This is a genomic window from Parasphingorhabdus halotolerans, assembly GCF_012516475.1.
In the GTDB taxonomy this organism is placed as follows: Bacteria; Pseudomonadota; Alphaproteobacteria; order Sphingomonadales; family Sphingomonadaceae; genus Parasphingorhabdus; species Parasphingorhabdus halotolerans.
Genome location: NZ_CP051217.1, coordinates 288,896 through 303,735 on the forward strand (window position 1 = coordinate 288,896; position 14,840 = coordinate 303,735).

7 protein-coding genes and 1 pseudogene are annotated in these 14,840 nt (G+C 52.3%); 2 read left to right on the plus strand and 6 right to left on the minus strand.

All coding sequences use genetic code 11. From position 1 onward, the window contains the following. The first annotated feature begins 103 nt into the window (after nt 1–103). Nucleotides 104–508 carry a glycine zipper 2TM domain-containing protein gene (locus HF685_RS01460; protein WP_246218693.1) on the plus strand — a complete coding sequence of 135 codons (405 nt, stop codon included), beginning with the start codon at nt 104–106 and terminating at the stop codon, nt 506–508. A 133-nt stretch (nt 509–641) separates the two neighbouring features. Here the strand turns inward: HF685_RS01460 and HF685_RS01465 are convergent. The 4 genes and pseudogenes from HF685_RS01465 to HF685_RS01480 form a co-directional block, all read right to left on the minus strand. Further along, nucleotides 642–4,921, minus strand: a pseudogene (locus HF685_RS01465) (LVIVD repeat-containing protein). Nucleotide 4,922: 1 nt separating this feature from the next. After that, nucleotides 4,923–6,719, minus strand: a complete 1,797-nt coding sequence (locus HF685_RS01470) for a hypothetical protein (protein ID WP_425500196.1) — start codon at nt 6,717–6,719, stop codon at nt 4,923–4,925. 329 nt (nt 6,720–7,048) lie between these two features. Further along, entirely contained in the window at nt 7,049–9,058 is a 2,010-nt protein-coding gene (locus HF685_RS01475) for a GlcG/HbpS family heme-binding protein (RefSeq protein ID WP_168817979.1), read from the minus strand. A 28-nt stretch (nt 9,059–9,086) separates the two neighbouring features. After that, nucleotides 9,087–10,508 carry a multiheme c-type cytochrome gene (locus tag HF685_RS01480; RefSeq protein WP_246218695.1) on the minus strand — a complete coding sequence of 474 codons (1,422 nt, stop codon included), beginning with the start codon at nt 10,506–10,508 and terminating at the stop codon, nt 9,087–9,089. Nucleotides 10,509–10,871: 363 nt separating this feature from the next. Here HF685_RS01480 and HF685_RS01485 point away from each other — a divergent pair, with 363 nt between their 5' ends. Beyond that, the gene (locus HF685_RS01485) at nt 10,872–11,570 is read left to right on the plus strand and encodes a cyclic nucleotide-binding domain-containing protein (protein ID WP_168817981.1); all 699 of its coding nucleotides are present in this window, start codon (nt 10,872–10,874) and stop codon (nt 11,568–11,570) included. Between the two features lie 8 nt (nt 11,571–11,578). On the opposite strand, the gene HF685_RS01490 is transcribed toward HF685_RS01485, so the two are convergent. Further along, nucleotides 11,579–13,018: an aldehyde dehydrogenase family protein gene (locus tag HF685_RS01490; protein ID WP_211051290.1), complete on the minus strand. Its 1,440-nt coding sequence runs from the start codon at nt 13,016–13,018 to the stop codon at nt 11,579–11,581. Between the two features lie 141 nt (nt 13,019–13,159). After that, the gene (locus HF685_RS01495; RefSeq protein ID WP_168817982.1) at nt 13,160–14,806 is read right to left on the minus strand and encodes an acetolactate synthase large subunit; all 1,647 of its coding nucleotides are present in this window, start codon (nt 14,804–14,806) and stop codon (nt 13,160–13,162) included. Between the last annotated feature and the right edge of the window lie 34 nt (nt 14,807–14,840).

Consider the following 14,840-nt stretch of genomic DNA (forward strand, 5'->3'; position numbering starts at 1 on the left):
TATTCAGCGTTCGGTCAACCGGCGTCTCCTAAAAACATATTTGTCGGGCATCACCGAGTCGGATCGAAACTATGGGGTCGAGATCCATACTGGAGTAAAGAAGATGATCAGCAAGATTTTGGGAACATTGGCAATCACCACTGCAGCCGTTTCAACCATGGCGCTCGCTTCACCAGCCGAAGCAAGAGGCGGATATTATAATGACGGATATTACCAGCAGGTCGGTAACCGTGATGGCTATCGCGAATATCGGCGCGGTGACTATTACCGAAACGATCGGTATGACCGCCGGGCTTATCGCGATCAGCGTCGTTATCGGGATAGCCGCTACCGTGATGATCGACGCTACCGCGGTTGTGATCGCGGAACCGGCGGCACAATTATCGGCGCCATCGCCGGCGGTTTGCTCGGCAATGAAGTGGCGCGGCGCGGCGACAAAACTGTCGGCACGATTATCGGCGGCGCAGCAGGCGCACTTGCTGGTCGGGCGATCGACGGCAACTGCTAGATAATATTCTCAGAACCAATATGAGTTAAGCCCCCTGCGTCTTTGCCAACGTAGGGGCCTATCATTCCCCGGGTCGCGTATCGGGGAAAGGGGACCGGCGGTCTGCAAAGTCCCGGTCCCCGTTGCCTGATCTTTAATTCCGGCGAGCGAGCTTCGGAGGTACTGGCCCGATCCAGTCAGAGAGATTGGCCTCATCTTTCACAAAATAGGGTTTACCTTTGCTGTTGAGATAAAAGCGTTCCATCTCGCTGCGGGTAAATGGCCGCGAACCAACTCTGCCGAATACTGCCATTTGACCCCCGGTTTCATCGACAGCGCGATCACGGTCCAACCCCTTGGAAAGCGCAAGGGCTGGTTTGGGCGTCTGGGCAAATGCGATAAGTTCCGGTTTTGGCGCAGGCGAGAAGCCATAATAGTTTTTCTGGCTGTCAGGTGATGTGAGTTGGATGACTTTAAGGCCATTGCGACCATCAGCGACATAGGCAAATAGTGTCGCATTGGTGGACCCGACGATCACATCCTCGGCATCATTCATCTGTCCGCCAAATGTTTCCTTACGATAGATTGTAGGCGCTTCTGGTCGGGTGATATTAGCAATGACCAGCCCTTCGTTTTTGGCCGCGATGTAAGCATAAGTCCGAGCCAGATAGAGCCGTTGCGCATTTTGTAGCGGTATCGTGCCGGATTCAACCGGGATCGGGTTCTCCATATCGGTAACGTTGAAGAGCTTCACGCCTTCCGCGTCTGTCACCCAGAGGTAGCGGAATTGCAAGGCAGAGGCCCGTGCATCAGTCATCGGCATGGTAACGACATGTCGCGGTTTGAGTGGGTCATTCAAATCAATCACAACCAAACCGGTAGTAGCAGCGATGTAGGCATAGTGCCCAGCCAGAGTAATATGACGCGCGCCATTTAGAACGCCTTCTTCGTTCCATGTCACCGCGCGTTTGAAGAAGTTATTGCGGAATTCGCCGTCGGCCAATGTGTTGATATTTACGAGGATCAACCCTTCTTCACTGTCGGTAATAACCGCATAGTTATAGATCGGATGGAAGGCTTGTTCTTCGTTAATCTCGCGTAACTCTGGGGTGTTGCGGTTTGGAGCAACTGGCTGGTTTGTCGCCAGCGCCATGCAGGTTGCGTTCTTCGATTTGACATGTGTGTCATGACCAAGCGAGGAGAACGGTGCTTTTACGATGCGCTCGGAAAAGCCTTTGTTGCCAATGGAAGCAACATCATAAGCACGGAATCCGCCGCGGCCTTCCGCAACAAACATATATTCGCCGCGTAGTTGCAAGCAGCGCACACTGTCTCTGGTGCCCTGCACGACATTGGCAAATTCCTCGAGTGCCTTGGTTTCGCCGGAGAGATCATCATCCAGTCGCTCGCCGCGCACCCAATTAATGAGTTCACGCCCATTGTCTTCAACGTGCATCCGCCAGTAATCGGGATAAGCATACTTCTGGAGATAGCTGCCGATCACAGCTTGGGGTTCGTCCCATTCGGTAACCCGAACGGCCTCAAAACCCTTGTCCATGCCAACCCAGGCATGGAGACCAACAAAGTTCACGAAATTGGTGCCCTGTAACAGAAGTTGCGACATAATCGCATTATTGTCATTCTTCTCGCTAACGTGGCAGTCCGAACATTGTTTGGTCTCGGTTTTCCGCACGGTGTGCGGAAAATGCGGAGCAAACGCCTGACTGGAGAAGCCAATTGCGGAAATTGGCGGCTGTTGCACATAAATGCGTTCGCGGTTGATATTGGTGGAGGAGAGAACCAGCGCTGATGTGGAGCGAACTGGCGCAATAATGCTGCCCTTGGAGGTTTGGTGACGGCCAAGCTGGAACATCTGGTCACGCGCTACCTGCGGATTGTAAGTCGCATAATTACGGGTGGTTCCGCCTTCATACTTATGGCTTTCGGCCTGCCAGTTGGCTTCAATCGGTAAATGGCAGCCGCCGCAACTGGTAGTCCAACTCAGGTGACAGGTGAAGCACACCATATTTTCGTCTCTGTGCGCGCGGTCATCCATCGCAACACCGGTTCCGAATTTATACTCTCCCGTCTCCGCACCGGTCTTTGACATTAGCTTGGAACGAGCGGCTTTGAGGTTGAAATCGGGATGGTTGCGATCGACGCTATTTTTGACGAGGCTAACACGCCAGCTTAATTTGGGATCAACGATGGAGCGTTGCACCAATACGCGGTTGCCGTTAGCATCTTCAAACCATTCAAAACGGCGTTGACCATCCGCGTTACGAAGCAGCGTCAGATTTTTGCCTTTTGGTCGCGCGGCCAGATTAGAAGTCATCAGGGTGGGATAGGCGTCCGCCGTGCCGTGACAATCCTTACAGTTGATCTCCACTGCATTGGCGACTTCGCCGTAAATAAGACCGTTGCCATGGCTATCCTGAGAGAAATGGCAGTCAGCACATTGCATGCCAACCTCGGCGTGGATACTCATCATGTGTACCGATTTTCCCGGGTTAACGCCGATGTCTACGAATTTGCCTTCGCCTTCTTTACGAAATTTTTCAGGATCATCATTGGCAACAATGTTTTCGGTATCGGTGCTGTAGCTCGCCTGATTGCCGTCGGCATCAAGCAAATTGCCGTCACGGTCGCGTTTTAAGATTGCGCGGAAATTCCAGCCGTGGCCGTGATAATCGGCAAATTGCGTGTCCTTGGTCTCGCTATTGAGATCATAGACATTGCGGACAAACTCGATATCTGACCACAGGCCTTTGGGGCGGCGGCTTCTGGATTTCGATCCAGCACCTCCCGAACTTCGGCAGCGGTTGGGTATTTCTGCTGCTTATATTTCTTCTGATAGTCCTCGTCACTCATGCCTTCTGGCCGGGGCGTTTTATTGTCGGGGCCGGGCCACATATATGGCGCGTCGGATTCGTAATCCCACATGGTGTAGCCGAGATAGCTGTTCAGGAAGATATTGGGCTGGTGCATATGACAGTTCATGCACTGGGCGGTAGGAATAGCGCGGGTGAAAGCGTGCTGGATCGGGTGACCTTTTTCACGCTTGGCATCGGTCTTTATCGTATCATGCGCTGCCTTCTTTGCCGCATCGGCATCATGACCATCATCGTGCATTTTGTCGTTGGAATGCCCTGCAGCCTTGTCGCTGCCGTGACCATCTTCATGATCTTCATTGCCACCATGACTGCCCTCGTCGCCATGGCCATCCTTTGCGGCATAAGAAGCATCATAGGTTCCGAATTTACCAACACGATGCTCGCCTTCTTTGAGATCGCGAATGGTTGGATCAACGGTCTGTGTTTGCCCGTCGCGGCCATATTTTGCCCAGATTGAACTATGGCGCGGTTCACGATCATTGGCATAAACCACATGGCACCCTGCGCATCCGGACTGGCGATAATCGCCAGGTTGGTCATTCGTGCCCATGAACCACATGAAGGGGTCATTAAGACGGGTTTTATGGATGTTGAGGGCAGGAATGGCAACACGCAGACCTGTGCCGGGGCCACGATTGGATTGCTTGAGATCAGGCCTGCCGGGTTCCTCAAGGCGCTGGATGATGCCGCCAATATTGGGAAGTCCGATTTCGGGGAATTGTGTATTGATATTACGTCCACCGCGCTCGAACACTCGGAAAACATCGCCGGGTGGTATCGTATGCCAAGTGGGCAGAGGATAAAGTATCGGCAGCGCGCCGCGTTTCTTTTCGGCGTCCGTAACTGTGCCATGTGGCGAACCCGGAGCAGATCCGGGAGACTTGATTGTCGCCGGCAGGCCTTTGCGGGTGTAAGCCTCGCCAAAGACGTAATTTTTAAACGGAACAATCCCGTTGTTGTAGGCAGCACCGCCCCAAAGCATCGCGCCGGTTGCCATCAACGAACGCTCGGAAGCCTCGATAATTTCCATATGGCAGGCACCGCAAGATTCGCGGGCTACTCTGTAGTCGGAAGGATTTACAAATCTTACAAATTCCGGAGATTCTGAGTTCAGCAGCGTATAGCTGCGTTTGGGGTTGGCAGAAGACGGCCAGTGCCAGCTTTTAGGGTACTTCGGCAGCACATGCGCTTTTGTTAGGGCGTCCATATATTGGAGGCTGTTTTTACCCCAGCTATTGTCGCCATTCACACTGGCATCGCCGCCGTGGCAATCGACACAGCCGAGTACGACCGCTGGAGTCGCGTGCATGGTCTTCTGGTCGCTATCTGTATGACAGGAAATGCAACCAGTGCTTTTATCATTCGCCATATCCCATGTCTGATTTTGTGGCGCCGGTGGGGTAAAGCTATAGTCAATTTTTTGTGGTTTCTCTTTGCCTGCGCCCAGTAATCCCGCCGTTGGCGTCAAAGCCAGACCAATTGCGCCCAGTCCTGCAAGGATCGTTTTTTTCTTTTGAGATAAGATGGAGACTAACCACATATTAGAAAGCCAATATCGCGTTGAAGAGGATGGAATAATGGAAATCACGTTTGTCTGTTTGATCGAATAAATCCTTAAATCCTTTGCCGGGTAGCAGCGCGGCACCAGAAAGCCGGAAGACTATGTTCTGGGTAGCTTTCGGACGATAAATTGCGGCCATCGAAAGATCCCAACCAATATCTTTTGGAATAGAGCCTTCAACTCGCAGAGCCTCCAGCGACTCCGTCTTATGGAACCATAGATGGTTCGCGTTGGCTGATAAACGCAGGGCTGGGGTCAGATCAGCATCCACGCCGACACCGGCTAATATCGTACCCGGATTGTTGAAGTTGCTTTGGCCCTGCTCCTTGGAAGACCGAAGCGAGTTCAATATGCCATTGCGGCCATTGATCGAAATAACGCGTCCGCCGCCAGCAAAGGGAATGGTTTGGCGAATCCAGTAACTGGTATCGGCACCTGCAAAAATGGGATTTTCGAAGATCGAGTCAAAGCCAGCTTCGGTATTATTATAAGGATTACCATCGCCACTGGCAAACAAGCCAGATGCGCGGAACCTTAAGAAATCAACATCGTAGCTGGCCTCGGCAGCAGCAAAATAGGCAGCGATTTTGGCAGGCTCGCTCGTGAAGAAGCTATTGCGATCCTCGCCAAAAGCACCGTAAATCTGGCCAGTCACATTGATGCGTCCGATGCGTCCATCAACCGCGTATCCAGGGTAAACCACATCATAGGCGCGGCCACGCAAATCACCTAGCAGGGCAGGGCGCACGGGAAAGCCGTTATCGTCAATCTCAATATCGCTCTTCTCGCGATTCATATTGTAGGTCAGGCTGAATTGGCTGGTTAGTCCGACAAACGGCAAATCTTGTCGATATAGATTGGCGAAAAATATGTAGCTTTCGCGCGGCGTCTGGAAAATATCGTTCAGGCCGGAGTTGGTGTCTTTTTCCAGCTGGACAAACGCGCCGAGATTATATTGAATCCGATTATTGTCGCGCGTCCCGAACAAACGGAATCCAAGTTGGTTGTCCTGAAACAAAAATCCACGGAAATCTGCCTGCATTGGCTGGATACCGATCCGGAAACTGTCGAAATCGTAGCGCGCAGACGTATTGCGAATATGATAATCGAAGAACAGTTCCTGTACGCCGACAAACCAGTCGGTGCGATGGGATGACTTAGAAGGTTCCACAAACAAGACACGGCGTTCAGGTACGTTCACATGGTTGACCTGCGTGGCTAGCGTCAGTCGATATTCAACATCTGGCGGTTTATAAGCAGTGGATCCCTTGATCAGCGCCACGCCGGTAATAAATGTTTGTGCGTAAACTTCTGATCCCGAACGTCCGAAAACGTCAATGCTGTTGGACCGCTCGGTGGTTTGAACGCCAACGGGAATCGGGAAGCTGCGTGGTTCGACAATTGTATCCGAAATAGCATTGACGACGAAAAACCAGTCATCGCCTTTAAGGAATGAGGGCCTTTTGTCCTCCGGTATAGGCTTATCACCTTTGAACACATTTTGAGCATAAGGGTTCAGAGTGCTGCGGCAGTTATTCTGCAAAGCCCCGAAAACCTTGTATATGGATTGATCACCGCCTTTTTGCGGGCAAAGTGTCTGCAATATCCGCCAGCGATCAGGTACGGGAAACTCATCGGTTGGAAAAGCCTCGGGCGGTGGCGCGCTGACCGCACCGGGGTTAAACTGGGTAACCGGATCCGGCAATTCTTTTTGAATGCCCGGCCTGCGGCGTCCATCAATAAGTGCGTCGTCAGCTTCGATGCCATCAAAGTCCATTTCAAGCTGTACTGGCCCAGTGGCAGTCTCTGTTTCGTCTTGATCTGCTTGAGCTGTACTTGGTTGATCTTCAAGGTCAGCGCCGTCTGTGGCGTCTTCTTCCTCCGGTTCCGGTCCACCGACAGCTAGCAAGTTATTGTGCAATAGCGGACCGTTTGCATTGGTCAAACCAACGGGCTTTAGCCAATTAAAGCTTTCGCCAGCTAGCAACGTGGTCAAAGAGGCTTCCATATCCTCCACAGCAGTTTTCTGCTGTTCCATCTGCTCCACCTGGCCAGACATTACCGCCAATATGGGCACAAAAGAGGGCGCTAAAGCAGGCATTAGTCTTAAAGCCCCTCGCAGACGTTCTGTTGGTTTGTGTCCAGGAAAGGCGCGAACGGGCAGTTTACATAGCGCAACCGCACATTCGCATTGCCTAGGTCTACAACCACATTGTCCGCCCGGATTGCTTTGGGCGCGTTACCTATGGTTCCCAAACGAATACCGGCATTGTTCAAGCCTAAGAAGCTGACCATGTCATCCTGGTCAATACCATCGCCGGACACACCAATGCCGCCGACTAGTCGATCACCACGATAAATTGGAACGCTACCAGGAAAAATCTGAATGCCGTTAGCAAGCCTCTTTTGACCCGGAGCAACATCGGGAACCTGAGTGCAGCGTTCGATTGTGTCAGTACTGGTCCCTCCGCTGGCGACGAACGCAACATGGGCACCGACATTTGGTGCGATCAAATTGGTTTGTAACCCTACCGCAAAAGGACTGAATTGAGAGGATTGATCGGTTGACAAGGGCCCTGGAGGACGACCAACTTCACCATCAGGGAAATAGGGGCGAGCAAGATTACCGCCCGAGCGATCAGCGAAAGCGACCGTGCCGGTTAGTGCGGTTGGATCACCTAGGAACGTTCGAATACGCTGCACAATGGATGAAATTCCAGGCGTGTTCAGCAGCTGTTGCTCCGCCGCGACGTTAGAGAAAAACGCCGCTGTACGGGCTTTTTGCAACGAAACATCGGTGCCGAAAATCGGGCCGTCTGGTGAGCGGACGATGCCCAATATTTGTCCATGGGTATCAACCACGCTGACGGTCGCTTGCATGCGGCTATCCAGAGGTTGACGAATTTGCGCCCGCGCCCGGCTAAGCACTTTGAACGCCTCTTCCAAAACAACTCGCACTTCCGCAGCGGTTAAGGGGTTTGCGACGGCTGCTGAATCGGTGCCCCCGCGAATGGGATAGCGATTATTGCCAGCGCCATCCGTAAGCACAAAGGCATCGCTGTTGGTAAATTCTGCGGCCGTGGAAGCGCGGACGCCTGAGGCTTCTGTGCCGTAAGCGGTACCAGCTATGATATTGCCCGCCGTATAGCCTGTGACGGGAATTAAACTCCCCACAGAACCGTTTATGGCAGCGAAATTATTTTTCAGCGGCGATAAATCACTGACCACCATATCGCTGAAACGCAATGAAGTGCCGTCAACTGAAATGCGGTTGGCGGCAATTGCGGCAGGCGGAGCAAAGCCTTGAATACCGGCTAGCGCGATAGCTTCTTCCGCATCAACTTCGACATCGAGAATATTATCGTCAAAGCCATAGTCGCCGTCACCCATCACACCGATGGCACCAACAACCACGCCATCCTTGTAAAGCGGCAAGCCTCCAGGATCGGCTGACAGGCCAAGCGGCGAGCGTTTCGGACCGATCAGGGCATCAGCTCCACCCATAGGACGAAAGCGCGTATTGAGATCAGAGCACGGTAACTGGCTGAACTGCACGCCAAATAACGGCCCGCTCTCCAGACCGACTGTGGTCGGTGCAGGTGGAAAATGTTCCTGCACAATCTGGCTGGCAGTGCGTGTTGAAAACGCATTGCCGCCGCTAGATAGGTAAGCGCCGGTAACCGCTTTGGCGATCGCAGCGGTGGTAGCTGGCACCATCACGCCCTGCAAGCCCACTTCCTGACCCTGAGCAGCCTGTCCGCCAATAGTTTTCCGGCTGACTGTTGCCATCTGGTTTGCGCCGTTCATACGGAACACGGCGAGTACGTTTCCAACCCGGTCGACTACAGTAATAACTGAAGGGAGATTTCGTGCCTGCGCCTCACCGACCGCTTGCGCGATAATGGTTTGAACATCGGTGACCGACAAAGACCGCTGAAGAGGCGGAGTAAACAGCCCGCCCGTTCCGGGAGCAGGTGTTGGCGTTGGAGCTGGCGCAGGTGCTGGCGAAGGAGAGGGTGTCCCGCCAAAATTATTGCTGCCACCGCCACCGCCACAAGAGGTCAGGATAAGCGCAGCGGCTGATATGGCCGCGCCGAACCGAAGATTTTTTATCATCTCAACCTCGCAATCACAGGAACATTGCTCATCGAAGTGACCTTATGGTTCTGACGGCGCTACCCAACGCCCGGCGAAATTGCAGAGGCTGATAGGCGTTTGGTTCATCCACTGCGGCGTAGGCCGTGTTAATCTGTCCACGCAGGCTAGTCGCGGCTGACTCGCTCACCTGGCCATTGTTAACCAGGCCGTTGAGCAATGTATCAATCGCCATGACTGCTTGTACGCTGCCTTCATAATCTGTGAAGCGCGGAGAAATTGCTTGCCCGGCAATGGTTTCCATAATCTGGAAGGTCTGGTCCTTGCCAAAGCTCGCACGGGAAAAACGATCTGCCAGAGCGGCGGATGTTTGGCGCAATCTCGCTGCTGCTTCGACGGCAGGTCCGCGGCCTTGCCCCATGGCGGCATGAAACGCCTTGGATTGGGTATCAAATTGCCCGGCCATGTCAGGCGCCGCGATTTTGATGGCCGCACTGAGCATGATCATGTTTTCATCATTATAGGGCGGCATGCCTTCCGGGATGGGGCGGCCAGGATTGTTGATCGAAGTTGGCCGTGCCGATGCGGTGTCATAGATGCGCCGGTGACAACTGTGGCAATCATAGAAATAGAATTCGGGGAAGATGCCCTGTGTTGCCAGTCCCGGTTTGGAAAACAGGTTAAGCGAGCGTTCCAGTGCCATCGCCTGGCCAACAGCCCAAAATCGAACGCTGTTGGTTTTGCCCTTGCGCTGCACATAATCTACATCTTCATCATGATGCTGCTGTAATGTTGAAAAGAGATCCATCTCAAAAGAGATGCGCGGGTGGCCCGCAGCCATGATTTTATGATCAACGAATTGGCCTTTGCTATCGTTTCCGAAATGGCAATCAAGGCAGACTGCTGCCCTTGCTTTGGGGTTGTCCAATGGTGTCAGGCCGAGAGATATATTGCGGGAATGACTGGCTCCAACTGCATAGTGAGCCGACAACCAGCTTGATGACGGCCCGTGACATGCTTCGCAGCCAACTCCATCATTGGTTTGGAACCGAGGCCCTTTTTTGGCAGCCGGTGTGCTATGGCAGCCTAAACATTTCGCCGACGATGCTGGATCGCCGATGCCCAGGCGGTTAGCGATAGCAATGCTGCGAGGCTCACGCAAAACGCGAAATGCCCGGCTGTGAGCACCGCCGGGTGTCGATTCTTCCTGCCAACGCATAAGCTCATCTTGCCGAACAATTTCACCATCAGCTTCCTGACGGCCGTGACATGTGGTTCCGCCGCAAGTCGCCACGCCAAGGTGAGTTCCGCTTTCGATATCGGCAGCTGCTTCCAGAGGAGCAGGCGTTGCAATTGTAGAAACGAGCAATGCGATCCCGGCCAATAAGGCACAGAAAAGCGACGCTGACACAGCCAAAAAATGGCCTGCCAACCAGCATTGTATCGTCGAGAAATTTTTCCCCATTTGCATCGTTGCCCCTACCGGCCTTCCGACCAGTTCCCTCTTGCAGCACGACGCGACCCAAGCCGTTAACCATGAATTGTAGGTTACTTATCCATGATCACTGGCTCAATGCAAACGAAAATCGACGAACTTCTGTTGTTTTTTAGCCTCTTCTGGGTGTTTTGGTCATTTGACCACCAGTGAGTGTGTCTCTTTAGCAACTTTTTTAGGGCTCTGATTTTGTTAACCTTTTATCCGACAGCCCGATTCGAAATGGTTAATAAAAGTTAACGCCGAGGCGGCTATTTGGCGCTTTGTCTTTTAGTTGTTAGGGTGAACGTCTGAAATTTCGGCATCGGTTTGAAATATTCTGAAACGGAGAGACCTAAAATGGAACTAACTCTGGAATCGGCCTTGTCGCCAAATGGAATTCTTGGTCACTTATCCTATATATTGCTGATCATTTCCATGCTTAGTAGGAAGATGTTCTGGCTGAGAGTGGGGGTTATTGGGGCGGCATTGGCGGGTATTGCCTATGCTATCCTGGTAGTGAACGACCCTGTTGCCGCTTTTTGGGAAACGCTTCTCTTAGCGGTGAATTTGGTGCAGATTGTCCGGTTGGTGATGGCGGAGCGCGGCGCATCTTTCTCTGACGAAGAAGATCAAATGATTACTGCGGTGTTTCGCGATCTGACTTCGCTTGAAGCGCGGCAACTTCTCGACAAGGGATTTTGGCTAGATCATGATGTAGGACAGGAAATCATAAGAGAAGGCGCAGCGGTCGAGCATCTCTATTTTCTTGCGAACGGCAAAGCGGAAGTGCGTAGCGCCGGCAAAATTGTTGGCTATTGCGGGCCACGGGATCTGATCGGCGAGGGCACGATTCTGACATCAGACCGTGCAACTGGTACGGTAACTTTGTCAGAAAAGTCGAGGCTCTGGTGCATACCCGCACCAATTTTGCGGGACCATCTCGATAAAAATCGGTCTGTGCGCCGCGTCATTGATCGTCGCATCGGCGACGCGCTCAAATCCAAGTTGCGCGCCAGCAATGTCGCTCTCTCAAAAGCTGGGGGCTTGAACGAATAGTTAGGCAACTACCCCGGTCTCCGGCGGATGACGAGATTGCGAATTTCAGTCATGTCTTCCATCGCAAATCTTATACCTTCGCGGCCAAGGCCGCTATCTTTAACACCGCCATAGGGCATGTTGTCAACGCGGTAAGATGGCACATCATTGATTACTACGCCGCCAACATCAAGCTCATCCCAAGCATCCAGTGTCTTGAAAAGATCGCGCGTAAATATTCCGGCTTGCAGACCAAATTTGCTGTCATTCACCTCATCGAGAGCGTCGCTAAAATCACTAAACTTGGAGAGCAGTGCGAGCGGTCCGAATGCTTCTTCGCGATTGGCCGCAGCATCTCTTTCCACATTTTCCAGCAAAGTCGCCTCCAGCATATTGCCGGTCCGATTGCCGCCACAAAGTAATGTTGCACCACCCGAAACGGCTTCTTGTATCCACCCGTCCAACCGTTTCGCTTCGCCTTCGGAAATCATTGGCCCGATAAAAGTAGCTCGATTTTTCGGATCGCCAGCAATCAGCGTTTTGGTTTTGGCGACCAGCATATCTCTAAATTTGCCGTAGACAGATTCATGGATGATTATTCGCTGCACGCCGATACAGCTTTGGCCTGATTGATAGAAGGCGCCAAAAATTATCCGTTCCAGCGCGTCGTCAAGATCAGCATCGTGATCAACAACCACGGCAGCATTGCCACCCAATTCCAAGATAACGGGCTTTTTGCCAGCTTTAGCTTTTAGATCCCAGCCAACGCCCGGTGAACCGGTGAATGAAAGCAACTTTAGTCGCTCATCCACCGTGAACAGGTCGGCGCCATCCCGGCTTGCGGGTAAAATCGAGAAGGCGCCTTTCGGCAGATTGGTCTCTGCCAAAACCTCACCCATGATGATAGCACCCAGCGGTGTTTTACTGGCCGGTTTCATCACAAAGGGGCAGCCAACCGCAATTGCCGGAGCAATTTTGTGGGCCGCAAGATTGAGTGGAAAATTAAATGGAGAGATAAAGCTGCACGGACCAATGGGCACACGTTTCCACATGCCCATATAGCCTTTAGCGCGCGCTGAAATATCCAGCGGCTGCACCTCTCCATAATTGCGCACTGCTTCTTCCGCTGCGATCCGGAAAGTATCAATCAGGCGACTCACTTCACCCTCGGCGTCCTTGATCGGTTTTCCTGCCTCGACGCAAAGTGAATAGGCCAGTTCATCAAACCGCTCTTTGAATCGGTCGACGCAATGCTGCAAAACATCTTGTCGTTCATAGCTCGCCATTTTTGCCATTGGTTCTGCTGCGGTGACCGCACCTTCAATCGCTTCCTCGATGACATCTGGCGTTGCTAGTGCTGTCCGAAATGCGACTTCATTGGTGAACTTGTCTGTCACCTCAAGGTCTTCATTGGGCTGTGCGGCCACATTGTTGAGGTAGAGGGGATACACGTCTTTGAGTTTTGTCATTCTTATCTCCAAGCCCCTCGCTTATGAAGAAAGGGGGAAGGGTGGGTTATAAAGATGCCGGTTCGATGCGAGCACCTGAAGTGGCAGGTGAGGACAGCCCTCACTTGAACCTCCGTTCCGACAGTAGGGGGCTAAGGTAACTCAAACCTTCTTGCTCAGCTCCTTGATTTCAACATTTAAAATCCGGTCATTGTCAGAATAATCGACCGGACAATCGATCAGGTGGACACCTTCGCTGTTCAGGCATTTATCGATTGTTTCTTCGAGGTTTTTCGCGCTGGTAATTCGGTGTCCGTTGGCCCCATAGCTTTCCGCATATTTAACAAAATCAGGGTTGTCATAGGTGAGACCCCAATCCTTAAAGCCCATATTGGCTTGTTTCCACCGGATCATGCCATAGCTGCTATCATTGAGAATAAGGACGGTTATGTTCAGCTTGAGCCGGACAGCAGTTTCCATTTCCTGACTGTTCATCATGAAGCCACCATCGCCGCAAATCGCCATAACTTTGCGGTCGGGATATACCATCGCGGAAGCCATTGCCGATGGCAGGCCTGCGCCCATGGTCGCAAGCGCGTTATCGAGCAGAACAGTATTGGCCTGCCGCGCTTTATAATTGCGTGCAAACCAGATTTTATAGACACCATTATCAAGACAAATGACGCCATCAGCAGGCATGGCTTCGCGCACAACCTTGACCAGATGCGGCGGGTAAATCGGACAGCGCATATCATCGTCCATTGATGCTGTGTGCTCTTCCTCAGCCGTTCGCGCCTTGTACATATGATCAAAATTCCACGATCCGGATGGAACAATATCTTCCTTCATCTGCCAGATCGCGTTGCCGATGTCGCCAATTACTTCGATCTGTGGGAAGTAGACAGGATCAACCTCCGCGCTGTTCATGGATACATGAATGACTTCGGTGCTGCCAGACGTCATAAAAAACGGTGGTTTCTCGATCACATCATGACCGACGTTGATGATCAGGTCGGCGGATTCTATCGCGCTGTGAACAAAGTCATTCGCTGATAGCGCCGCGCATCCCATAAACTCCTTGTGGGTTTCATCAACCACGCCTTTGCCCAATTGCGTCGTGACAAAGGGGATTCCGGTTTTTTCGATAAACTGAGTCAACATCCGCCCGGTGATTGTGCGGTTTGCGCCACCGCCAATAACCAATATCGGTGATTTCGCACTTTCAATCTTTTTGGTCGCCGCCCGAACCGCTTTTGGTTCCGCAACGGGTCGCCTTGTCAAACTTGGCGCAATTGGGGTGGAATCGGTTTCCTCATCTGCAATATCTTCAGGGAATTCGATATGGGTAGCGCCTGGCTTTTCCTCTTCAGCCAAACGGATCGCTTCGCGCACGCGGCTCGGAATGTTATCCGCAGACGCTAGCTGATGCGTAAATTTTGTAATTGGTCCCATCATGTCCACAACATCGAGAATCTGGAATCGGCCCTGTTTGGATTTCTTGATTGGTTTCTGACCCGTGACCATCAGGATTGGCATTCCGCCAAGCTGTGCATAGGCAGCGGCGGTTACCAGATTGGTTGCGCCAGGACCCAGCGTTGCCATGCAAACGCCGGTCTTGCCTGTATGCCGACCATAAGTTGCAGCCATGAAGCCAGCGCCTTGCTCATGGCGTGTCAGGATCAATTGGATTTTTTTGGACCGCGACAGACTGTCGAGCATGTCGAGATTTTCTTCGCCGGGAACCCCGAAAATATATTCTACGCCTTCATTTTCAAGACATTCGATAAAGAGATCTGATGCTTTGGTCATATGGGTCCTTTCCTGATCATCGCGACCAGAGTTG

Excerpts from the sequence above, each read along its gene's own strand:
- HF685_RS01460 (WP_246218693.1), top strand. The coding sequence starts at position 104 with ATGATCAGCAAGATTTTGGGAACATTGGCAATCACCACTGCAGCCGTT.
- HF685_RS01470 (WP_425500196.1), bottom strand. The coding sequence starts at position 6,719 with ATGGACTTTGATGGCATCGAAGCTGACGACGCACTTATTGATGGACGC.
- HF685_RS01475 (WP_168817979.1), bottom strand. The coding sequence starts at position 9,058 with ATGATAAAAAATCTTCGGTTCGGCGCGGCCATATCAGCCGCTGCGCTT.
- HF685_RS01480 (WP_246218695.1), bottom strand. The coding sequence starts at position 10,508 with ATGCAAATGGGGAAAAATTTCTCGACGATACAATGCTGGTTGGCAGGC.
- HF685_RS01485 (WP_168817981.1), top strand. The coding sequence starts at position 10,872 with ATGGAACTAACTCTGGAATCGGCCTTGTCGCCAAATGGAATTCTTGGT.
- HF685_RS01490 (WP_211051290.1), bottom strand. The coding sequence starts at position 13,018 with ATGACAAAACTCAAAGACGTGTATCCCCTCTACCTCAACAATGTGGCC.
- HF685_RS01495 (WP_168817982.1), bottom strand. The coding sequence starts at position 14,806 with ATGACCAAAGCATCAGATCTCTTTATCGAATGTCTTGAAAATGAAGGC.